This window comes from Pelomonas sp. Root1444 (assembly GCF_001426885.1).
Taxonomy (GTDB): Bacteria; Pseudomonadota; Gammaproteobacteria; order Burkholderiales; family Burkholderiaceae_C; genus Pelomonas.
This window is the reverse complement of the sequence record NZ_LMFP01000003.1, coordinates 560,794-579,561: the sequence shown is the minus strand read 5'-3', so window position 1 is coordinate 579,561 and position 18,768 is coordinate 560,794. Positions and strand designations below refer to the sequence as shown.

Annotated in this window: 16 protein-coding genes and 1 tRNA gene; 14 read left to right on the top strand and 3 right to left on the bottom strand. The window is 68.3% G+C overall.

The window, feature by feature from the left end:
- Nucleotides 1-21: 21 nt before the first annotated feature.
- From ASD35_RS05460 to ASD35_RS05450, 3 genes are read left to right on the top strand one after another with little or no spacing between them, the layout of a single operon-like run.
- Nucleotides 22-1,185 (top strand): ATP phosphoribosyltransferase regulatory subunit, encoded by a 1,164-nt coding sequence (locus ASD35_RS05460; protein ID WP_056873876.1) that lies wholly within the window; start codon nucleotides 22-24, stop codon nucleotides 1,183-1,185.
- Between the two features lie 43 nt (nucleotides 1,186-1,228).
- Complete coding sequence (locus ASD35_RS05455; protein ID WP_056873875.1) at nucleotides 1,229-2,563, top strand: adenylosuccinate synthase; 1,335 nt, start codon at nucleotides 1,229-1,231, stop codon at nucleotides 2,561-2,563.
- 32 nt (nucleotides 2,564-2,595) lie between these two features.
- Nucleotides 2,596-3,117, top strand: a complete 522-nt coding sequence (locus tag ASD35_RS05450; protein WP_056873874.1) for a phosphoribosyltransferase — start codon at nucleotides 2,596-2,598, stop codon at nucleotides 3,115-3,117.
- 163 nt (nucleotides 3,118-3,280) lie between these two features.
- Here ASD35_RS05450 and ASD35_RS05445 read toward each other — a convergent pair.
- A tRNA-Leu gene (locus ASD35_RS05445) sits at nucleotides 3,281-3,365 on the bottom strand.
- A 73-nt stretch (nucleotides 3,366-3,438) separates the two neighbouring features.
- On the opposite strand from ASD35_RS05445, the gene rnr reads away from it, so the two are divergent.
- Nucleotides 3,439-5,763, top strand: coding sequence for a ribonuclease R (gene rnr, locus ASD35_RS05440; RefSeq protein WP_157275394.1), 2,325 nt, complete (start codon nucleotides 3,439-3,441; stop codon nucleotides 5,761-5,763).
- A gap of 3 nt (nucleotides 5,764-5,766) precedes the next feature.
- Here the strand turns inward: rnr and ASD35_RS05435 are convergent, their stop codons facing one another.
- On the bottom strand, nucleotides 5,767-7,119 hold the full coding sequence (locus ASD35_RS05435; protein ID WP_056873873.1) for an NAD(P)H-hydrate dehydratase: 1,353 nt from the start codon (nucleotides 7,117-7,119) through the stop codon (nucleotides 5,767-5,769).
- Between the two features lie 10 nt (nucleotides 7,120-7,129).
- Entirely contained in the window at nucleotides 7,130-8,380 is a 1,251-nt protein-coding gene (locus ASD35_RS05430) for an FAD-binding oxidoreductase (RefSeq protein WP_162254429.1), read from the bottom strand.
- Nucleotides 8,381-8,690: 310 nt separating this feature from the next.
- Between ASD35_RS05430 and rpsB the strand changes: the two genes are divergently transcribed.
- The 10 genes from rpsB to ASD35_RS05380 all read left to right on the top strand — a co-directional run bounded on the left by rpsB (nucleotide 8,691) and on the right by ASD35_RS05380 (nucleotide 18,766).
- Nucleotides 8,691-9,437, top strand: coding sequence for a 30S ribosomal protein S2 (gene rpsB / locus ASD35_RS05425; protein WP_056873871.1), 747 nt, complete (start codon nucleotides 8,691-8,693; stop codon nucleotides 9,435-9,437).
- Nucleotides 9,438-9,506: 69 nt separating this feature from the next.
- Nucleotides 9,507-10,400 (top strand): translation elongation factor Ts, encoded by an 894-nt coding sequence (gene tsf, locus ASD35_RS05420; protein WP_056873870.1) that lies wholly within the window; start codon nucleotides 9,507-9,509, stop codon nucleotides 10,398-10,400.
- 94 nt (nucleotides 10,401-10,494) lie between these two features.
- A complete protein-coding gene (pyrH, locus tag ASD35_RS05415; RefSeq protein WP_056873869.1) occupies nucleotides 10,495-11,205 on the top strand; it encodes a UMP kinase in 711 nt (236 codons plus the stop codon).
- Nucleotides 11,206-11,227: 22 nt separating this feature from the next.
- Nucleotides 11,228-11,788 (top strand): ribosome recycling factor, encoded by a 561-nt coding sequence (gene frr, locus ASD35_RS05410; protein ID WP_056873868.1) that lies wholly within the window; start codon nucleotides 11,228-11,230, stop codon nucleotides 11,786-11,788.
- A gap of 11 nt (nucleotides 11,789-11,799) precedes the next feature.
- A complete protein-coding gene (gene uppS, locus ASD35_RS05405; RefSeq protein ID WP_056874603.1) occupies nucleotides 11,800-12,525 on the top strand; it encodes a polyprenyl diphosphate synthase in 726 nt (241 codons plus the stop codon).
- 14 nt (nucleotides 12,526-12,539) lie between these two features.
- Nucleotides 12,540-13,376 carry a phosphatidate cytidylyltransferase gene (locus tag ASD35_RS05400; RefSeq protein ID WP_056873867.1) on the top strand — a complete coding sequence of 279 codons (837 nt, stop codon included), beginning with the start codon at nucleotides 12,540-12,542 and terminating at the stop codon, nucleotides 13,374-13,376.
- A gap of 8 nt (nucleotides 13,377-13,384) precedes the next feature.
- Nucleotides 13,385-14,563: a 1-deoxy-D-xylulose-5-phosphate reductoisomerase gene (ispC, locus tag ASD35_RS05395; protein WP_056873866.1), complete on the top strand. Its 1,179-nt coding sequence runs from the start codon at nucleotides 13,385-13,387 to the stop codon at nucleotides 14,561-14,563.
- Nucleotides 14,560-15,921 (top strand): RIP metalloprotease RseP, encoded by a 1,362-nt coding sequence (rseP, locus tag ASD35_RS05390; RefSeq protein ID WP_056873865.1) that lies wholly within the window; start codon nucleotides 14,560-14,562, stop codon nucleotides 15,919-15,921. Before ispC ends, rseP begins: the two co-directional genes overlap by 4 nt.
- A 14-nt stretch (nucleotides 15,922-15,935) precedes the next feature.
- Nucleotides 15,936-18,257 carry an outer membrane protein assembly factor BamA gene (gene bamA / locus ASD35_RS05385; RefSeq protein ID WP_056873864.1) on the top strand — a complete coding sequence of 774 codons (2,322 nt, stop codon included), beginning with the start codon at nucleotides 15,936-15,938 and terminating at the stop codon, nucleotides 18,255-18,257.
- The gene (locus tag ASD35_RS05380) at nucleotides 18,257-18,766 is read left to right on the top strand and encodes an OmpH family outer membrane protein (RefSeq protein ID WP_157275393.1); all 510 of its coding nucleotides are present in this window, start codon (nucleotides 18,257-18,259) and stop codon (nucleotides 18,764-18,766) included. The genes bamA and ASD35_RS05380 overlap by 1 nt, the downstream gene beginning before the upstream one ends.
- The last annotated feature ends 2 nt before the right edge of the window (nucleotides 18,767-18,768 follow it).

The following is an 18,768-nucleotide window of genomic DNA, read 5'->3' as shown; positions in this document are numbered from 1 at the left end:
TTTAACCGCCTCCCCGCGCCCATGTCCTCTGCTTGGCTGCTGCCCGAGCACATTGCCGATGTCCTGCCTTCGCAGGCGCGCCGCATCGAAGAGCTGCGTAGAGAACTGCTCGACATGGCCCGCAGCTATGGCTGCGAGCTCGTCATCCCGCCGCTGCTGGAGCATCTCGACTCGCTGCTGTCGGGTACCGGCAGCGGCTCCGACATCAAGCTCTTCAAGCTGGTCGACCAGCTCTCCGGCCGCTCGCTGGGCCTGCGTGCCGACACGACGCCGCAGGTCGCCCGCATCGACGCGCATCTGCTGAACCGCCAGGGCGTCACCCGCCTGTGCTACTGCGGCCCGGTCGCGCACACGCGGCCCGACGGCCTCAACACCAGCCGCGAGCCGCTGCAGTTCGGCGTCGAGATCTACGGCCATGCCGGCCTCGAAGCCGACCTCGAAGTGCAAGACCTGGCCCTGGACGCGCTGCGCCGCGGCGGCCTGCGCGACGTGATGCTGGATCTGGGCGACGCGCGCTTGCTGCAGGGCGTGCTGGACGGCGTCAAGCTGGCGCCCGAAGCCTTGGAGGCGCTGACCGCGGCGCTGGCCGCCAAGGATCTTTCCGCGTTGGCTGCCCTCGGCGCCGACATGCCAGCCGTCACGCGCGACGCATTGCTGGCGCTGCCCAGCCTGTTCGGCGGCCGCGAGGTGCTGGCAGAGGCTGCACGCCGCCTGCCCGATCATCCGCTCGTCAAGGCGGCGCTGGCCGACCTGGACTGGCTCGCTGGCCACCTGGCCGCCGTCCACCCAGAGGTCAGCCTGGGCTTCGACCTGGCCGACCTGCAGGGCTATGCCTACTACACCGGCATCCGCTTCGCGGCCTATGCATCGGGTTGCTCCGACGCGGTGCTGCGCGGCGGTCGCTACGACGAGGTCGGCGCCGCCTTCGGCCGCCGTCGTCCGGCGGCGGGCTTCAGCCTGGACCTGAAGACGCTGGTGGCCCTGGTGCCCGCCACGCCGTTGCGCGCCGTGGTGCGTGCGCCATGGGGCGAAGACGCCTCGCTGCGCCAGGCCGTGCGCGCCTTGCGTGAGCAGGGCGAGACGGTGGTCTGCGTGCTGCCCGGCCATGAGCACGAGGCCGATGAATTCGACTGTGACCGCGAACTGGTTCGCGAGCACACTGACTGGGTCGTCCGGCCGCTGTAAGGCGCGGGCGCCCTTCCCAATCCCAAGCAAGCAGGCAAACAAGATGCAAAGCCAAACCGCGCGCGGACGCAATGTGGTCGTCGTCGGCACCCAGTGGGGTGACGAGGGCAAGGGCAAGGTCGTGGACTGGATGACCGATCACGCCCAGGGCGTCGTGCGTTTCCAGGGCGGCCACAACGCCGGCCACACCCTGGTCATCAAGGGCGTGAAGACCGCACTCCAGCTCATCCCCAGCGGCATCATGCGCGACGGCGTGGCCTGCTACATCGGCAACGGCGTGGTGCTGGACCCGACCCATCTGCTGAGCGAGATCGAGCGCCTGGAGGCGGCCGGCGTCGAGGTGCGCTCGCGCCTGTTCATCAGCGAGAGCTGCCCGCTGATCCTGCCCTTCCATGTGGCCGTGGACAAGGCGCGTGAACAGCTGCGCGAGACCAGCGGCAGCGGCAAGATCGGCACGACCGGCAAGGGCATAGGCCCGGCCTACGAAGACAAGGTCGCCCGCCGCGCGCTGCGTGCCCAGGACCTGAAGCACCCCGAGCGTTTCGCCAAGAAGCTGCGCGAGCTGCTGGAGCTGCACAACTTCGCGCTGCGCGGCTACCTGAAGGGCGAAGAGCTGGCCTTCGAGCCGATCTTCGAGCAGGCGATGAAGATGGCCGAGCAGATCAAGCCCATGCTGGCCGACGTCGGCTACCTGATCCACAAGGCCCACAAGGCCGGCGCCAACATCCTGTTCGAAGGTGCGCAGGGCACGCTGCTGGACATCGACCACGGCACCTACCCCTACGTCACGTCGAGCAACTGCGTGGCCGGCAATGCCGCCGCCGGTGCCGGCGTGGGTCCGCAGATGCTGCACTACATGCTGGGCATCACCAAGGCCTACACGACCCGCGTCGGCTCCGGTCCCTTCCCGACGGAACTGGACTGGGAGGTGCCCGGCACGGTCGGCTACCACCTTTCCACCGTCGGCCAGGAGCGCGGCACCGTCACCGGTCGCGCGCGCCGCTGCGGCTGGCTGGACGCTGCCGCACTGAAGCGCTCGATGATCATCAACGGCATCACCGGCCTGTGCCTGACCAAGCTCGACGTGCTGGACGGTCTGGCCGAGATCAAGATGTGCGTGGGCTACGAGCTGAACGGCCGCCGGCTCGACATCCTGCCGCTCGATGCCGACGAGATCGAAGCCTGCACGCCGGTGTTCGAGACCTTCCCGGGCTGGACCGAGACCACCTTCGGCATCACCGCGTTCGAGGCGCTGCCGGCCAACGCGCGCAGCTATCTGAAGCGCGTCGAGGAGGTCATCGGCACGCCGATCGACATGGTCTCCACCGGCCCCGACCGCGAGCACACCATCGTGCTGCGCCACCCTTATTCCGCCTGAAACCCACATCCGACCACGGAGACTTGCGCACCATGCTGACCGACGACGGCAAACACCTCTACGTGTCCTGGGACGAGTACCACCTGCTGACCGAGCGGCTCGCGCTCAAGGTGCATGCCTCGGGCTGGCAGTTCGATCAGATCCTTTGTCTGGCCCGCGGCGGCATGCGCCCTGGCGACGTGCTGTCGCGCGTGTTCGACAAGCCGCTGGGCATCATGTCCACCAGCTCCTACCGCGCCGAGGCCGGCACCATCCAGGGCCGGCTCGACATGGCCAAGTACATCACCATGCCCAAGGGCGAACTGGCCGGCCGTGTGCTGCTGGTCGATGACCTGGCAGACTCCGGCGTGACGCTGAAGGCCGTGGTGGAGCGCCTGCGCGGCATGCCGTCCATCACCGAGCTGCGCTCGGCAGTCATCTGGACCAAGAAGGTATCGGCTTACGTGCCGGACTACCACGTCGAACTGCTCGAGACCTCGCCGTGGATCCATCAGCCGTTCGAGGAGTACGACGGCATGGGGCCGGAGCAACTGGCGAAGAAGTTCGTCGTTTGAGGTCAAGGATGGGTGTCCGGCACAGCTCGCCGAAGCGCCCATCGAAGGCGGGGCCCCGGCATGCCGGGGCGTCGCGGGCGCATCGCGCCAAAGCTGCCGGGTTTTCTCCCGTGCGCCAAAAACAAAAGGCCAGCACTTGCGTGCTGGCCTTTTGCATTAGATTTGGTGCCCAGGAGAGGACTCGAACCTCCACGGAGTTACCCGCTAGTACCTGAAACTAGTGCGTCTACCAATTCCGCCACCTGGGCAAGGTGCTCAAGCTTTTCGTATAAACCGAAGGCTTGGCCGTTTCAGGAAAGCGCGGACTATAGCATCAAAAAATTGAAGAACACAACTCACACCTCTGGTGCCGACGGCGCCGGCCTGCTCGGCGAAGTCGAAGGCACGCTGCAAGGCCATCGCGACGGGCACGGCTTTCTCATCCCCGATGACGGCTCGGCCGACATCTATCTGTCCTCGCAAGAGACCCACGCCGTCATGCACGGCGACCGGCTGCGGGTGCGCGTCGTGCGCTTCGACAAGCGCGGCCGGCCCGAGGGCCGCGTGCTGGAGATCCTCGAACGCAAGAAGCGGCCTCTCATCGGCCGCCTGCTGCTCGAATCGGGCATCTGGCTGGTCGCGCCCGAGGACCGCCGCATGGGGCAGGACATCCTCATCCCCAAGAACGGCATTGCCAACGCCACCGCGGGGCAGGTCGTCGCGGTCGAGCTGACCGAGCCGCCGTCGTTGTACTCACAGCCCGTCGGCCGCGTCGTCGAGGTGCTGGGCGAGATCGACGATCCCGGCATGGAAATCGAGATCGCCGTGCGCAAGTACGACGTGCCCCACCGCTTCAGCCCGGACACGCTCGCGCAGAGTGCCAAGCTGCCGGAAAAGCTGCGCGCCGCCGACCTGAAGAACCGCGTCGACCTGCGCGACGTGCCCCTGGTCACCATCGACGGCGAGGACGCGCGCGACTTCGACGACGCCGTCTACTGCGAGCCCTTCAAGCAGGGGCGCGGCAAGAAGGCCTTCGAGGGCTGGCGCCTGCTGGTGGCGATCGCCGACGTATCGCACTACGTGAAGCCGGGCGAGCCGCTGGACGCCGACGCCTACGAGCGCGCCACATCGGTGTACTTCCCGCGCCGCGTGATCCCCATGCTGCCGGAGAAGCTCTCCAACGGCCTGTGCTCGCTGAACCCCTACGAAGACCGGCTCAGCATGGTCTGCGACATGCTGGTGTCCACTGACGGCACGGTCACGGCTTACCAGTTCTATCCGGCGGTGATCTGCTCGCACGCGCGCTTCACCTACACCGAGGTGGCAGCCATCCTCGCCAACACGCATGGGCCGGAGGCCGCCAAGCGCCGCGAGCTGGTGCCGCACCTGCTGCACCTGCACGAGGTCTACCGCGCGCTGCTGGCCGAGCGCCAGCGCCGCGGCGCCATCGACTTCGAGACGACCGAGACGCAGATCGTCTGCGACGACAACGGCCGCATCGAGAAGATCATCCCGCGCACCCGCAACGATGCGCATCGGTTGATCGAAGAGGCGATGCTGGCCGCCAACACCTGCTCGGCGGACTTCATCCACACGAACAAGCACCACGCGCTCTACCGCGTGCACGAAGGCCCCACGCCCGAGAAGCGCCAGACGCTGCAGAACTACCTGCGCTCGCTGGGTATCGGCATGGGCATCTCGGACGACCCGTCGCCACGCGAGTTCCAGCAACTGGCCGAGGCCACGAAGGACCGCGTCGATGCCCAGCAGATCCACACCATGCTGCTGCGCTCCATGCAACAGGCCATCTACACCGGCGTGAACTCCGGCCACTTCGGCCTGGCGTATCCGGCGTACACCCACTTCACGAGCCCGATCCGGCGCTATCCGGACCTGCTGGTCCACCGTGTCATCAAGTGCCTGCTGGCCAACAAGCGCTACACGCTGGATGCCAGCAAGATGAACGTGCCGCAGGCGCCCAAGCGCCCCGGCCGCGCGGCGCCACCCAACCCGGCGGAGGCCCGTAACGAGGCCGAGCGCTGGGAGGTCGTCGGCGCGCACTGCAGCGCCAACGAGCGGCGCGCCGACGAAGCCAGCCGCGACGTCGAGGCCTGGCTGAAGTGCCGTTACATGCGCGACCGCCTCGGCGAGGAGTTCGCCGGCACCGTCTCGGCCGTCACGTCGTTCGGCCTGTTCGTGCAACTGGATGCGCTCTATGTCGAAGGCCTGGTGCATATCACCGAGCTGGGCGGCGAGTACTACCGCTTCGACGACGTGCGCCAGGAACTGCGGGGCGAGCGCACCGGCATCCGCTACGCCACCGGCGCGCGGGTGCAGGTGCAGGTCAGCCGCGTGGACCTGGACGGGCGCCGCATCGACTTCCGCCTGGTGCGCGATGCCGATGAAGCGCGCGCCACGAGCCGCGGCGCCGCTGCCAAGCCCACCGGCAAGGGCGCTGGCAGGAGCGCGGGCAAGACGCCCGCCAAGAAGCGCGCCCCCAAGACTGCGGTGGAGGCGCTCGAGGATGTCCGCCAGACCGACCGCGACGTGAAGCAGAGCCGCAAGGCCGTCGTCGCCGCGCTGCAACCGGTGAGGACCGCGCGCAAGGCGGCGAACAAGGCGGCCAAGAAGACGGCGGCCAAGCCGACGACGCGCAAGCGCCGCTGAGCGTCAGCGGCGCGCGGCGAGACGATCGATGAGATCGCCCGCGCGCCACACGCCACCCGCCTCGACGGCACGGCCGTGCGCATCGACGCCGGCGCAGGCGATGGCATGTGCGCTGTGCGTCGGCTGCTGTGCCCACAGGCCGCCCAGCCAGCCCGCCAGCACATCGCCGCTGCCGGCAGTCCCCAGCGCCGGCCCGCCGCTGGCGCACAGGGCCGGCCGTTCGCCGGGCGAGGCGATGATGCTGCCCGATCCCTTCAGCACGACGGTCGCGTTGCATCGCGCCGCCAGCTCGCGAGCGGCGGCAAGGCGATCGGCCTGCAGGTTTCGCGTGTCGCGGCCGAGCAGGCGGGCGGCTTCGAGGGGATGGGGCGTCAACAGCGTCGAACCGGCCGGCCGCGAACGCAGCAGCGCCTGCAAGCCCGGGTCGGCGGCAAGTGCATTCAGTGCGTCGGCATCGACGACCAGGTGCTGCAGCCGCTGCAGCAAGTCGGGCAGCGCCTGCGCGATCGCCGCCCCGCCGCCGCAGCCGATGACACCGACCGCCTGTGGCAGCGCCGCCAGGCTGCCGCGCATCAACTCCGCCCACGCCGGGTCTGCCGGTTCCCCAGCGGACTGGCCCAACAGGTCGAGATAGACACGCCCGGCGCCGCAGGCCAGCGCTGCGCGCGCCGCCAGCCGGGCCGCGCCCTGCAAGCCGGGCGCGCCGCCGACCACCAGCACCTGGCCGTGGCTGCCCTTGTGGCTGGTGGCGCTGCGCTCCGGCAGCGGTGCCGGGCCGAGCAGCGTTGCCGTGGCCGCCTCGTCCGGCGCGATGCCCAGGTCGTCGAACCAGATCCGTCCCGCGTGCGCGCGGCCCTCGCCGGTGAAGAGCCCCGGCTTGAGCGTCAACAGTGTCAACGTGTGGTCGGCACGGACTGCGCGTTCGCCCGCCGCCTGGCCGGTGTCGGCCAGCAAGCCGCTGGGGAGGTCGACGGCCAGGATGGGCGCGCCGCAGGACTGCATCGCGACCATCGTCGCAAGCATGTCGGCGGACGGCGCGCGGTTCAGGCCGAGGCCCAGCAGCGCGTCGATGACAAGGGCGGGGCGCTCGGGCGTGTCGTGGCCGACATGCACGGGCACGCCCCGCTGCGCCAGGCGCCTTGCCGCAACCCGGCCGTCGCCGCCGTTGTTGCCCGGCCCGCAGGCGACCCAGACCGGGCCCTCGCCACGTCGCAATGCCAATGCCAGCTTGGCGACGGCCAGGCCGGCGCGTTCCATCAGGTCGGGGGAGTGGGCGAGGGCGCGTGACTCGATGCGCCGGCTGGCGGCGACGTCGAACAGCGGCAGCGGGGCGGTGGTGGGCAGCAGCGCATGCATGCCCGTGAGCTTAGGCCAGGCGTTGCGGGCCCAGCAGGTTGATGTCGATGGCCGGGGTCTGCCTTGCGATCTGCTGCGCCAGTACCTGGGCCGCGCCGCAGGCCAGGCCCCAGCCGCCGCATGGCGCCAGGTTGAGCCACAGCCCGCTGCGCGCACCGGCGCCGATCAGTGGCAGGCCGTCGGTCGCCAGCGAACGCCGGCTCTGGCCCTGCTGCACCTGCTGGTGCAGCACCGAGCCCGGGAACCAATGCTGCAGCCCACGATGCAAGGCCTCGAAGTCCGCCGCATGCCGGTCGCGGGCGCCGGTCACGGCAAGGCCGCCGGTCACGCGCACGCGCTGGCCGATGCGGGCGACGGCCAGGCCGCGTGACGTGTCGATCCAGCCGGCCCTGGGGCCGAGGTGAGGGTGGGCTTCGAGCACGCGCAGCGGCGCGGTCACGCTAGCTTCGTGCTGGGCCGCGAGGCGCAGGCGTCGGCCGGCCAGCGCTTCGGCGTCCAGGCCATTGCACAGCACGACGGCGTCGAAGTGCTCCTCCTGTGGTCCCGGCGGCTGGGGCAGCGTGTCGCCGGCCTCGCGCTCGCCGCCGTGGGTGCGGGTCGGCGCCTCCGGCGGCGGGGTGTATTCGTGGCGCAGCGTCAGGCCGCTGCCCGCCGTGCCGATGGCGCGCACCGTCGTGTGAAAGCGAAAGCCCGCGCCCAGACGCTGGGCCTGATGGCGCAACTGCTGCGCGAACAGGCGGGCATTGCCGGCGCCGGCGCCTTCAAAAGCAAGCGCGGCGGCGAGTGGAACGTCCGCATTCAGGCCCGGCTCGCGTCGCCGGGCCTGCTCGGCGTCCAGCAGTTCGACCGCCAGGCCCAGTGCGCGCCAGGCCTCGAGCTTGGCCTCGGCCGCTGCCAGGCGGCGGGCATCGGTCAGTGCGATCAGCAGGCCTTCGGCCGCCTCGTCGTCCAGCCCGAGGCTGTGCCGCAGCTCGGCGGTGCGCGCAAGGCTCAGCAGACTCAAAGAAACCAGCGCGGCGTGGGCGTCGCCACCACGGTGGCCTGCGCGCCAGCGCCGCCAGCGCCACGACAGCGGCGCCGGCGCGTCCTCGTTCAGGTCAGGCACGAAGGGCGACAGCAGCGCGCTGCCCGCAAAGCTGGCCTGCTCCGCGACGCTGCCGCCGCGTTCGAACACCTGCACCTGCAGGCCCAGCGCCGCCAATTCGAAGGCCGTGGCAACGCCCGCGAGCCCTGCACCCACCACGGCGACGCGGCGGCTCACGCGCACACCTGGCGGCAAGGAACGCGCAAGGGCGTGGACGCGGCCGCTGCTCGGGGTCGGCGGGGAAAGGCCATGAAGATGTGTATACTCTGCGGGTTTTGCCGGAGGGACTTTGCGCTTGCAGCGCAGGGCCTCGCGGGCAGAACGGTTGTGAGGGGTGCGCTGCTGAATCGGTCAGCGCCATTCGTCGCAACAAATCGCAAACCGGCCACCAAAGGTGTTGCGGCTTGCCGCTGAAGGAAACGCTTGTTTCCAGATGCTGCAACGCAATTCGGGCCGGATTTTAGACACAACCTTCGGAGTAAGACCCATGTCTGTCACGATGCGCGAGATGCTGGAAGCCGGCGTCCATTTCGGCCACCAAACCCGCTTCTGGAATCCCAAGATGGCACCGTATATCTACGGCCATCGCAACAAGATCCACATCATCAACCTCGAGAAGACGCTGCCCGCGTTCAACGATGCGATGAAGTTCATCCGCTCGCTGGCGGCCAAGCGCGGCACGATCCTGATGATCGGCACCAAGCGCCAGGCCCGTGAGTTCATCGCCGCTGAAGCCCAGCGCGCCGGCATGCCCTACGTCGACTCGCGTTGGCTGGGCGGCATGATGACCAACTTCAAGACGGTCAAGACCTCGCTGAAGAACCTGAAGGACATGCAGGCCCAGATCGACGCCGGCACCCAGCCCGCGATCAAGAAGGAAGCCCTGCTGTTCCAACGCGACATCGCCAAGCTCGAGAAGAACATCGGCGGCATCCAGGACATGACCGCGCTGCCCGACGCCATCTTCGTCATCGACGTCGGCTATCACAAGATTGCCGTTGCCGAAGCCAAGAAGCTCGGCATCCCCGTCATCGGCGTGGTGGACACCAACCACTCGCCCATCGGCATCGACTACGTCATCCCCGGCAACGACGACTCGGCCAAGGCCGTGGCGCTGTATGCCCGCGCCGTCGCTGACGCCGTGCTGGAAGGCAAGGCCAACGCCACGAACGAAGTGCTGGCCGCGGTTGCGCCCGCCGGCGACGAGTTCGTCGAGGTTTCCGAAGAGGCCTGATCGCCTTTCGACCCTGTATCGAAAGGGGCCGCGAGGCCCCTTTTGCCAACCGAAATCTGGAGAAGAGATATGGCTGCTATCACCGCAAGCATGGTGGGCGAACTGCGTGCCCGCACCGACGCCCCGATGATGGAGTGCAAGAAGGCGCTGACCGAGGCCGACGGCGACCTGGGCCGCGCTGAAGAGATCCTGCGCGTCAAGCTGGGCAACAAGGCCGGCAAGGCCGCCTCGCGCATCACCGCCGAAGGCGTTGTCGCCGCGGCTGTCGTCGGCGGCAATGGCGCGCTGATCGAAGTGAACTGCGAGACCGACTTCGTCTCGAAGAACGAGGCCTTCCTGGCCTTCGTGAACGCGCTGGCCGGCCTGGTTGCCGAGCACAACCCGGCCGACGTGGCTGCGCTGTCGGCGCTGCCGCTGTCGCAAGAAGGCTTCGGCCCGACCGTGGAGGACGTGCGCAAGGGCCTGATCGGCAAGATCGGCGAGAACATGACGATCCGCCGCTTCCAGCGCTACAGCGGCAGCAAGCTGGCCACTTACCTGCACGGCACGCGCATCGGCGTGGTCGTCGAGTTCGAAGGTGACGACGTGGCCGCCAAGGACGTGGCCATGCACATCGCGGCCATGAAGCCGGCGGCGCTGTCGGGTGCCGACGTCTCGGCCGAGCTGGTCGAGAAGGAACGCAAGATTGCCACCGAGAAGGCGGCCGAATCCGGCAAGCCGGCCGACATCGTCGCCAAGATGGTCGAAGGCTCGGTGCAGAAGTTCCTGAAGGAAGTCAGCCTGCTGGACCAGGTCTTCGTCAAGGCCGCTGACGGCAAGCAGACCGTGGGCGCCCATCTGAAGGCTGCCAACACCACCGTCAAGGGCTTCACGCTCTACGTGGTCGGTGAAGGCATCGAGAAGAAGGTCGACGACTTTGCCGCCGAGGTGGCTGCCCAGGTGGCGGCTGCCAAGGGTCAGTAAAGACGATTGCGAAGAGAATGAAATGAAGGGGCGCCAAGTTGGCGCCCTTTAAACTTCCGGGCCAGAGAACAGCCCCCCCGATTCTGAGGACACCATGCCCGCGTACAAGCGCATCCTGCTCAAACTCTCCGGTGAAGCCCTGATGGGCGACGATGCCTACGGCATCAATCGCGCGACCATCGTCCGCATGGTGCAGGAAGTCCGCGAGGTGACGCAGATGGGCGTCGAAGTGGCCGTCGTCATCGGCGGCGGCAACATCTTCCGCGGCGTGGCCGGCGGCTCGGTCGGCATGGACCGCGCGACCGCCGACTACATGGGCATGCTCGCCACGGTGATGAACTCGCTGGCCCTGGCCGACACGATGCGCCAGGAAGGCATGACCGCCCGCGTGATGTCCGCCATCGCCATCGAGCAGGTCGTCGAGCCGTACGTGCGCCCGAAGGCGCTGCAATACCTCGAAGAGGGCAAGATCGTCGTCTTCGCCGCCGGCACGGGCAACCCCTTCTTCACGACCGACACGGCAGCCGCATTGCGCGGTGCCGAGATCGGCGCCGAGATCGTGCTGAAGGCCACCAAGGTCGACGGCGTCTACTCGGCCGACCCGAAGAAGGACCCGTCCGCGACGCGCTATTCGCGCATCAGCTTCGACGAGGTCATCTCCCGCAATCTGCAGGTCATGGACGGCGCGGCCTTCGCGTTGTGCCGCGACCAGAAACTGCCGATCAAGGTGTTCAGCATCTTCAAGCCCGGCGCGCTGAAGCGCGTGGTGCAGGGCGAGGACGAGGGCACCTTGGTGCACGTCTAATCATTCTCACGAGAGACAGATCATGAGCATTGCCGACATCAAGAAGAACGCCGAAGCCAAGATGGCCAAGTCGATCGAGGCGCTGAAGAACGAACTGCACAAGATCCGCACCGGCCGCGCGCACCCCGGCATCCTGGACCAGGTCAGCGTCGACTACTACGGCTCCATGGTGCCCATCAGCCAGGTGGCCAACGTGACGCTGCTCGACGCGCGCACCATCTCCGTCCAGCCCTGGGAAAAGGGCATGGGTGCCAAGATCGAGAAGGCCATCCGCGAAAGCGACCTGGGCCTGAATCCGGCTTCGCAGGGCGACCTGATCCGCGTGCCGATGCCGCCGCTGACCGAAGAGCGCCGCAAGGACCTGACCAAGGTCGTGCGCAACGCGGGCGAAGACGCCAAGGTGGCCGTGCGCAACCTGCGCCGTGACGCCAACGAGCAGGCCAAGAAGCTGCTCAAGGACAAGGAAATCGGCGAGGACGACGAGCGTCGCAGCCTCGATGAAGTGCAGAAGCTCACCGACCGCGTGATTGCGGAGATCGACAAGCTGATCTCTGGCAAGGAAGCCGAGATCCTGGCGGTTTGAGCGCGCTCCCTATCGTGGCGCAAGACCGCCCGGCGCCGCCGCGCCACGTGGCCATCGTCATGGATGGCAATGGCCGCTGGGCCAAGAAGCGCTTCCTGCCGCGCTTCTTCGGCCACAAGGCGGGCGTGGATGCGCTGGTCAAGGTCGTGCAGGCCTGCATCGACCGCGACATCGAATACGTCACCGTGTTCGCCTTCTCCAGCGAGAACTGGAAGCGGCCGAGCGACGAGGTCTCCGGCCTGATGGGCCTGGTGCTGGCCGCCGTCAGCCGCTACCTGGCCAAGATGGGCGCGATGGGCGTGCGCATCCGCATCGTCGGCGACCGCGACGCGGTGTCCGACAAGCTGCGCAACGCCTGGAACGAGGCCGAGACGACGACGGCGCACAACACCAAGCTGACGCTGAACGTGGCCTTCAACTACGGCGGCCGCTGGGACATCGTGCAGGCCTGCCGCAAGGCCATCGAGGCCGGCGTGCCGGCGCATGAACTGACCGAAGCCAGGCTTTCGGAGTTCATGGCCATGAGCTATGCGCCCGACCCCGACCTCTTCATCCGCACCGGCGGCGAAGTGCGTATCAGCAACTTCCTGCTCTGGCAGGCGGCGTATACCGAGTTCGTGTTCTCGGACTGCCTGTGGCCGGAGTTCGGCGAGCGCGAACTGGATGCGGCCATTGCCGCCTTCCACGAGCGCGACCGCCGCTTCGGCGGTGTCAAGGAAGCGCCCGCCACCGCCTGAGGTCGGAGACCCCCATGCTCAAGACCCGCGTCATCACCGCCGTCGTGCTGCTGGCCATCCTGCTGCCGGTGCTGTTCCAGGCCTCGCCTTGGCCGTTTGCCTGGGTCAGCGTGCTGATGATCGGCGCGGCGGGCTGGGAATGGGCGCGGCTCAATGGCTTGCCCGGCACGGGCGCGATCGCGGCCGGCGTGGCGCTGGCGCTGGTCTGCGTGTGGACGCTGCTGATCGGCGGCCTGAATGCCCCGCCGCCCTGGGTCTGGTGGCTGGCGACCGGCGTCTGGGTGCTGGGCGGGGCCTACGCCTTGCGCGCCGGTCCGACAGGCTGGCCGCGCATCGCGCGCGGCGGCCGCCTGGCGCTGGGCGCGCTGCTGCTGTGGGGCGCCTGGCTGGCCATCGTTCAGGCCAAGGTACATGGCATCAACTTCATCCTGTCGGTGTTCTGCCTGGTCTGGGCGGCCGACATCGCGGCCTACTTCGGTGGCCGCGCCTTCGGCAAGCGCAAGCTCGCGCCGGCCATCAGCCCGGGCAAGAGCTGGGAAGGCGTCTGGAGCGGCCTCGTCGGCGTCATCCTGCTGGGCTTCCTGTGGGTGCATGTCATCGACGTGCGCGTCGGCGTCGACTCGCCCAGCCTCTACACCTTGCTGGTGCAACGACACGGCATCGTCTCGCTGCTCGCGCTGGTCTTCCTCGCCGCGATGAGTGTCGTGGGCGACCTGTTCGAGTCCCTCGTCAAGCGCGCCACCGGTGCCAAGGACAGCAGCAACCTGCTGCCTGGCCATGGCGGCGTGCTGGACCGCATCGACGCGCTGCTGCCGGTGTTCCCGTTGGCGCTCGCGTTGATCAGTCTGTAGAGGCCCCCATGAATCGCCAACGCGTCTGCGTCCTCGGCTCCACCGGCTCCATCGGCGTCAACACGCTGGACGTCATTGCGCGCCACCCCGAGCGCTACGAGGTCGTCGCGTTGAGCGCCATGAGCCGCGTCGACGAGCTGCTGGCGCAGTGCCTGGCCTGGCAGCCGCGCTTTGCCGTCATGCCCGAGCGCGCCGCCGCCGCCCGCCTGCGCGAACGCCTGCGCGAGGCCGGCAGCCGCACCGAGGTGCTGGACGGCGCCCCGGCGCTGGCCGACATCGCCGCCCACCCGGATGTCGACACCGTCATGGCGTCCATCGTCGGCGCCGCCGGCCTGGCGCCCGCCATCGCGGCGGCGCGCGCCGGCAAGCGCCTGCTGCTGGCCAACAAGGAGGCCATCGTCGTCGGCGGCGCCTTGTTCATGCACGCGGTGGAGCAGGGCGGCGCCACGCTGCTGCCCATCGACAGCGAGCACTCGGCCATCTTCCAGTGCCTGCCCGAGGACCGCACGACCTGGCAGCAGCGCATCGATCACATCGTGCTGACGGCGTCGGGCGGCCCCTTCCGCAGCCGCGACCCCAAGACGCTCGCCGACGTGACGCCGGACCAGGCTTGCGCCCATCCGAACTGGGTGATGGGCCGCAAGATCTCGGTCGACTCGGCGACCATGATGAACAAGGCGCTCGAGGTCATCGAGGCGCGCTGGCTGTTCAACCTCGCGCCGGAGCAGATCAAGGTGCTGATCCACCCGCAGAGCATCATCCATTCGATGGTGGTCTGCTGCGACCAGTCGGTGCTGGCACAGCTGGGCACGCCCGACATGCGCGTGCCCATCGCCTACGGCCTGTCCTTCCCCGAGCGCATCACCTCGGGTGCCAGCCGGCTGGACCTGCTGGCGACGCCCAGCCTGAGCTTCGAGGAGGCGGACGCCGCGCGCTTCCCCGGGCTGCACCTGTCCTGGCAGGCGCTGCGCGGCGCGGAGGGCAGCACGACCGTGCTGAACGCCGCCAACGAGATCGCAGTCGACGCCTTCCTGAACGGCCGGCTGCGCTTCGATCGCATCCACGCGGTCAACTCGCAATGCCTGGCCGACGTTCAGCCCGGCGACTGCGCCAGCATCGAGGCGCTGCTCGACCTCGACGCCCGCGTGCGCGTGCATGCCCGTGAACTGGCCCGCCAACTGCCGTGACCACCCTCGTCGCCTTCCTCGTCGCGCTGGCCCTGCTGATCGCGGTCCATGAATGGGGCCACTATCGCGTCGCGCGCGCCTGCGGCGTCAAGGTGCTGCGCTTCTCCATCGGTTTCGGCCGCGTGATCTGGCGCCGCGTCGGCCGCGACGGCACCGAGTTCACGCTCAGCGCGCTGCCGCTCGGCGGCTATGTGCGCATGCTGGACGAGCGCGACGGTGTCGTTGCGCCGCATGAGCGCGAGCAGGCCTTCAACCAGCGTCCGCTGCGCCAGCGTGCTGCCATCGTCGCGGCCGGCCCCGCGGCCAATTGGGTGCTGGCGGTGCTGCTGTTCGCCATGGTGGCCTGGCTGGGCAGCGAGGTGCCCAAGGCCGTGCTGGGCACGCCGCCGGCCGGGTCGCTCGCCGAACGCGCCGGCGTGCGTGCGGGCGACTGGGTGAAGGCGGTCTCGTCCGACGGCCAGCAGTGGCAGGACGTCGAATCACTGCCCGACCTGCAGGGTGCCATCGCGCGCGCCCAGGCGCTTGGCGAGTCGCTGCACCTGTCCGTCAGCGACGCCCAGGGCCACGCTCGCCGCAGCTTGCGGCTGGAGACCGAGCGCCTTGCCGGGCGTGCGCCCGACGTGCAGATGCTCAACGAGATCGGCCTCGCGCCGCTGGCCGAGCCGTTGATCCGCGACGTCACCCCGGCCGGCGCCGCTGCGGCCGCCGGCGTGATGGCCGGGGACCGCGTGCTGAGCATCGACGGCCAGACCGTGCCCGATGCCGGCTTCCTGCGCGACGCCATCCGCCGCGCCCGTGACGGCGAGCAGCCGCGCGCCATGGTCTGGCGCGTCGAGCGGGCCGGCCAGACGGTGGAGTTGAATGCGACGCCCCGCATCGTCGAGGAGGGCGGCCAGCGCATCGCGCGGCTGCAGGTCAGCGTCGGCTCGCCACCCGAGCGCGTCTTCGTCAGCCATGGCGTCGTCGACGGCCTGTGGCGCGGCGTCGAGCAAAGCTGGGACATGGCGGTCACGACGGTGCGCCTGATGGGCAAGATCGTGACCGGCCAGGCCTCGCCCAAGAACCTCAGCGGCCCGTTGACCATCGCCGATTACGCGGGCCAGTCGGCGCGCGCCGGGCTCTCGCCCTATCTCGATTTCCTCGCCAAGATCTCCCTCAGCCTCGCGGTGCTGAACCTGCTGCCGCTGCCCATGCTCGATGGCGGGCACCTCATGTATCATCTTTTCGAGGGTTTGAGTGGCCGCCCCGTCTCCGAATGGTGGCAACGGCAACTGCAGCGCGCTGGTGCGCTGATCCTGATGCTGATGATGGCCTTGGCCCTTTCCAACGACGTCTCCCGCCTCGCGGGTTGGCACTGAACCCCCCGGTCCCCATGTCCTTTTCTTTCAGTTCGGGAGCGAAGCGTCGCCCCTTCCGCCTCGGCTTGCTGGCTCTGGCTGTCACGGGGATGTTCCAGTCGGGGCTGGCCTGGGCGGCCGATCCCTTCGTGCTCCGGGACATCCGCGTCGAAGGCCTGCAGCGGACCGACCCCGGCACCGTGTTCGCGTCGCTGCCCTTTCGCATCGGCGACACCTACAACGATGAAAAGGGCGCCGCCGCACTGCGCGCGCTGTTCGCCACAGGCCTCTTCAAGGACGTGCGCATCAGCATCGAGGGCGACGCGGTCGTCGTCATCATCGACGAGCGTCCCATCATCGCCAACGTCAACTTCGTCGGCTTGAAGGAGTTCGACAACGAGGCCCTGACCAAGTCGCTGAAGGACGTCGGCATCGGCGAGGGCAAGCCCTTCGACAAGGCGCTGGCCGACCGCGCCGAGCAGGAACTCAAGCGCCAGTACCTGACCCGCAGCCTGTACGGCGCCGAGGTCACGACGACCATCACGCCGATCGAGCGCAACCGCGTCAACGTCAGCTTCAACGTGACCGAGGGCGAGCCGGCCAAGATCGCCGAGATCCGCATCCTCGGCACCAAGGTGTTCTCCGAGAGCACGCTGCTGGGCCTGCTCGAACAGACGAGCAGCGGCTGGCTGACCTGGTACACCAAGACCGACCGCTACTCGCGCGCCAAGCTGAACGCGGACCTGGAGACCATCCGCAGCTACTACCTGAACCGTGGCTACCTGGAGTTCAACGTCACCTCCACGCAGGTGACGATCTCGCCGGACAAGCAGAGCATCAGCATCGCCATCACGGTCAGCGAGGGCCAGCCCTACACCGTCACCGGCGTGAAGCTCGAAGGCGACTTCCTCGGCCGCGAGGAGGACTTCAAGCACCTCGTCTACCTCAAGCCCGGCCAGGCCTACCAGGGCGAAGCGGTGGCGCAGACGACGCGTGCCTTCAGTGACCTGTTCGGCACCTATGGCTACGCTTTCGCCCGCGTCGACAGCCGGCCCGACATCGACCGCGCCACCGGCCAGGTGGTCGTCACCTTCGTGGCCGAGCCGCAGCGCCGCGTCTACGTGCGCAAGGTCATCATCTCCGGCAACTCGCGCACCCGCGACGAGGTCATCCGCCGCGAGTTCCGCCAGTTCGAGGCGGCGTGGTACGACGGCCAGAAGATCAAGGCCTCGCGCGACCGCGTTGAACGCCTGGGCTACTTCAAGGACAAGGAAGTCAGCATCGACACGCAGGAGGTGCCGGGCGCCCAGGACCAGGTCGACGTCATCCTCACCGTCGTCGAGCGCCCCACCGGCGCCATCACCGTCGGCGCCGGCTACTCCAGCCAGACCAAGCTGTCCTTCACCGGCTCCATCCGGCAGGACAACGTCTTCGGCTCGGGCAACTACCTGGGCATCGACGTGGCCACGGCCCGCACCGGCCGCCAGCTGCAGATCAGCACCGTCGACCCGTATTTCACGGTCGACGGCGTGTCGCGCGCCATCGACCTGTTCTACCGGACGACCCGCCCGATCAACACGCTGGGCGAGGAGTACCAGTACGTCACCAAGGGCGGCGCGATCCGCTTCGGCGTGCCGTTCTCCGAGGTCGACACCGTCTTCTTCGGCATCGGCTACGAGCAGACCGACATCACGACGTCCAAGGGCCTGCCCAACAGCTACCTGCTCTTCGTCAACCAGTTCGGCCAGCGCAGCAACTCCGTGCCGCTGACCATCGGCTGGCAGCGCGACAGCCGCGACAGCGTCATCTCCCCGATGAAGGGCCGCTACCAGCGCGTCAACTTCGAACTCAGCCCGGTCGGCGACGCGCAGTTCGCGCGCCTGAACCTGCAGTACCAGCAGTACTTCGAGATCACCAACAAGATCACGCTGGGCCTGAACAGCGAACTCGGCTGGGGCGAGGGCCTGGGCAGCAAGCCCTATCCCATCTTCAAGAACTTCTACGGCGGTGGCCTGGGTTCGGTGCGGGTGTTCGAGGCCGGCTCGCTGGGCCCGGTCGACAACACCGGCTCCTACAGCGGCGGCAACCGCCGCTTCAACCTCAATGCCGAGCTCTACCTGCCGGTGCCCGGCAGCGGCAACGACAAGAGCTTCCGCATCTTCCTGTTTGGCGACGCCGGCAACGTCTGGGGTTCGCACGAGAAACTCAAGCTCGACAGCGTGCGTGCGTCGGTCGGTCTGGGCCTGTCCTGGATCTCGCCGATGGGCCCGCTGCGCCTCAGCTACGGCAAACCTATCCGCAAAGAACGCACGGATAGAATCGAGAAATTCCAATTCCAGATCGGGACTGCATTCTGATGATGAGCAAGCTCTTGCAATCGGTGGCCCTGGCCACGTCGATGATGGTGGCCGCCTCGGCCGTGCAAGCCCAGGAACTGAAGATCGGCTACGTCAACAGCGAGCGCGTGCTGCGCGAGGCCAACCTGGCCAAGGTCGCACAGTCCAAGCTGGAAGCCGAGTTCGGCAAGCGCGAGAAGGAACTGCGCGATCTGGAAACCAAGCTGCGCGGCGCCGCCGAGAAACTCGAGAAGGACGCGCCCACGCTGTCCGAGGCCGAGCGTGGCCGTCGCCAGCGCGATGTCGTCGAGCAGGAACGCGACCTGCAGCGCAAGCGCCGCGAGTGGCAGGAAGACCTGACGCAGCGCAAGAACGAGGAACTGTCCTCGGTGGTCGAGAGGGCCAACAAGGTCATCAAGCAGATCTTCGACGCCGAGAAGTACGACCTGATCCTGCAGGACGCGATCCACTTCAGCCCTCGCGTGGACATCACCAAGAAGGTGATCGATGCGCTGAACGCGCAGAAGTAGAC

Coding starts and splice junctions, on each gene's coding strand:
- ASD35_RS05460 (WP_056873876.1), top strand. CDS start 22: ATGTCCTCTGCTTGGCTGCTGCCCGAGCACATTGCCGATGTCCTGCCT.
- ASD35_RS05455 (WP_056873875.1), top strand. CDS start 1,229: ATGCAAAGCCAAACCGCGCGCGGACGCAATGTGGTCGTCGTCGGCACC.
- ASD35_RS05450 (WP_056873874.1), top strand. CDS start 2,596: ATGCTGACCGACGACGGCAAACACCTCTACGTGTCCTGGGACGAGTAC.
- ASD35_RS05435 (WP_056873873.1), bottom strand. CDS start 7,119: ATGCATGCGCTGCTGCCCACCACCGCCCCGCTGCCGCTGTTCGACGTC.
- rpsB (WP_056873871.1), top strand. CDS start 8,691: ATGTCTGTCACGATGCGCGAGATGCTGGAAGCCGGCGTCCATTTCGGC.
- tsf (WP_056873870.1), top strand. CDS start 9,507: ATGGCTGCTATCACCGCAAGCATGGTGGGCGAACTGCGTGCCCGCACC.
- pyrH (WP_056873869.1), top strand. CDS start 10,495: ATGCCCGCGTACAAGCGCATCCTGCTCAAACTCTCCGGTGAAGCCCTG.
- frr (WP_056873868.1), top strand. CDS start 11,228: ATGAGCATTGCCGACATCAAGAAGAACGCCGAAGCCAAGATGGCCAAG.
- ASD35_RS05400 (WP_056873867.1), top strand. CDS start 12,540: ATGCTCAAGACCCGCGTCATCACCGCCGTCGTGCTGCTGGCCATCCTG.
- ispC (WP_056873866.1), top strand. CDS start 13,385: ATGAATCGCCAACGCGTCTGCGTCCTCGGCTCCACCGGCTCCATCGGC.
- bamA (WP_056873864.1), top strand. CDS start 15,936: ATGTCCTTTTCTTTCAGTTCGGGAGCGAAGCGTCGCCCCTTCCGCCTC.
- ASD35_RS05380 (WP_157275393.1), top strand. CDS start 18,257: ATGATGAGCAAGCTCTTGCAATCGGTGGCCCTGGCCACGTCGATGATG.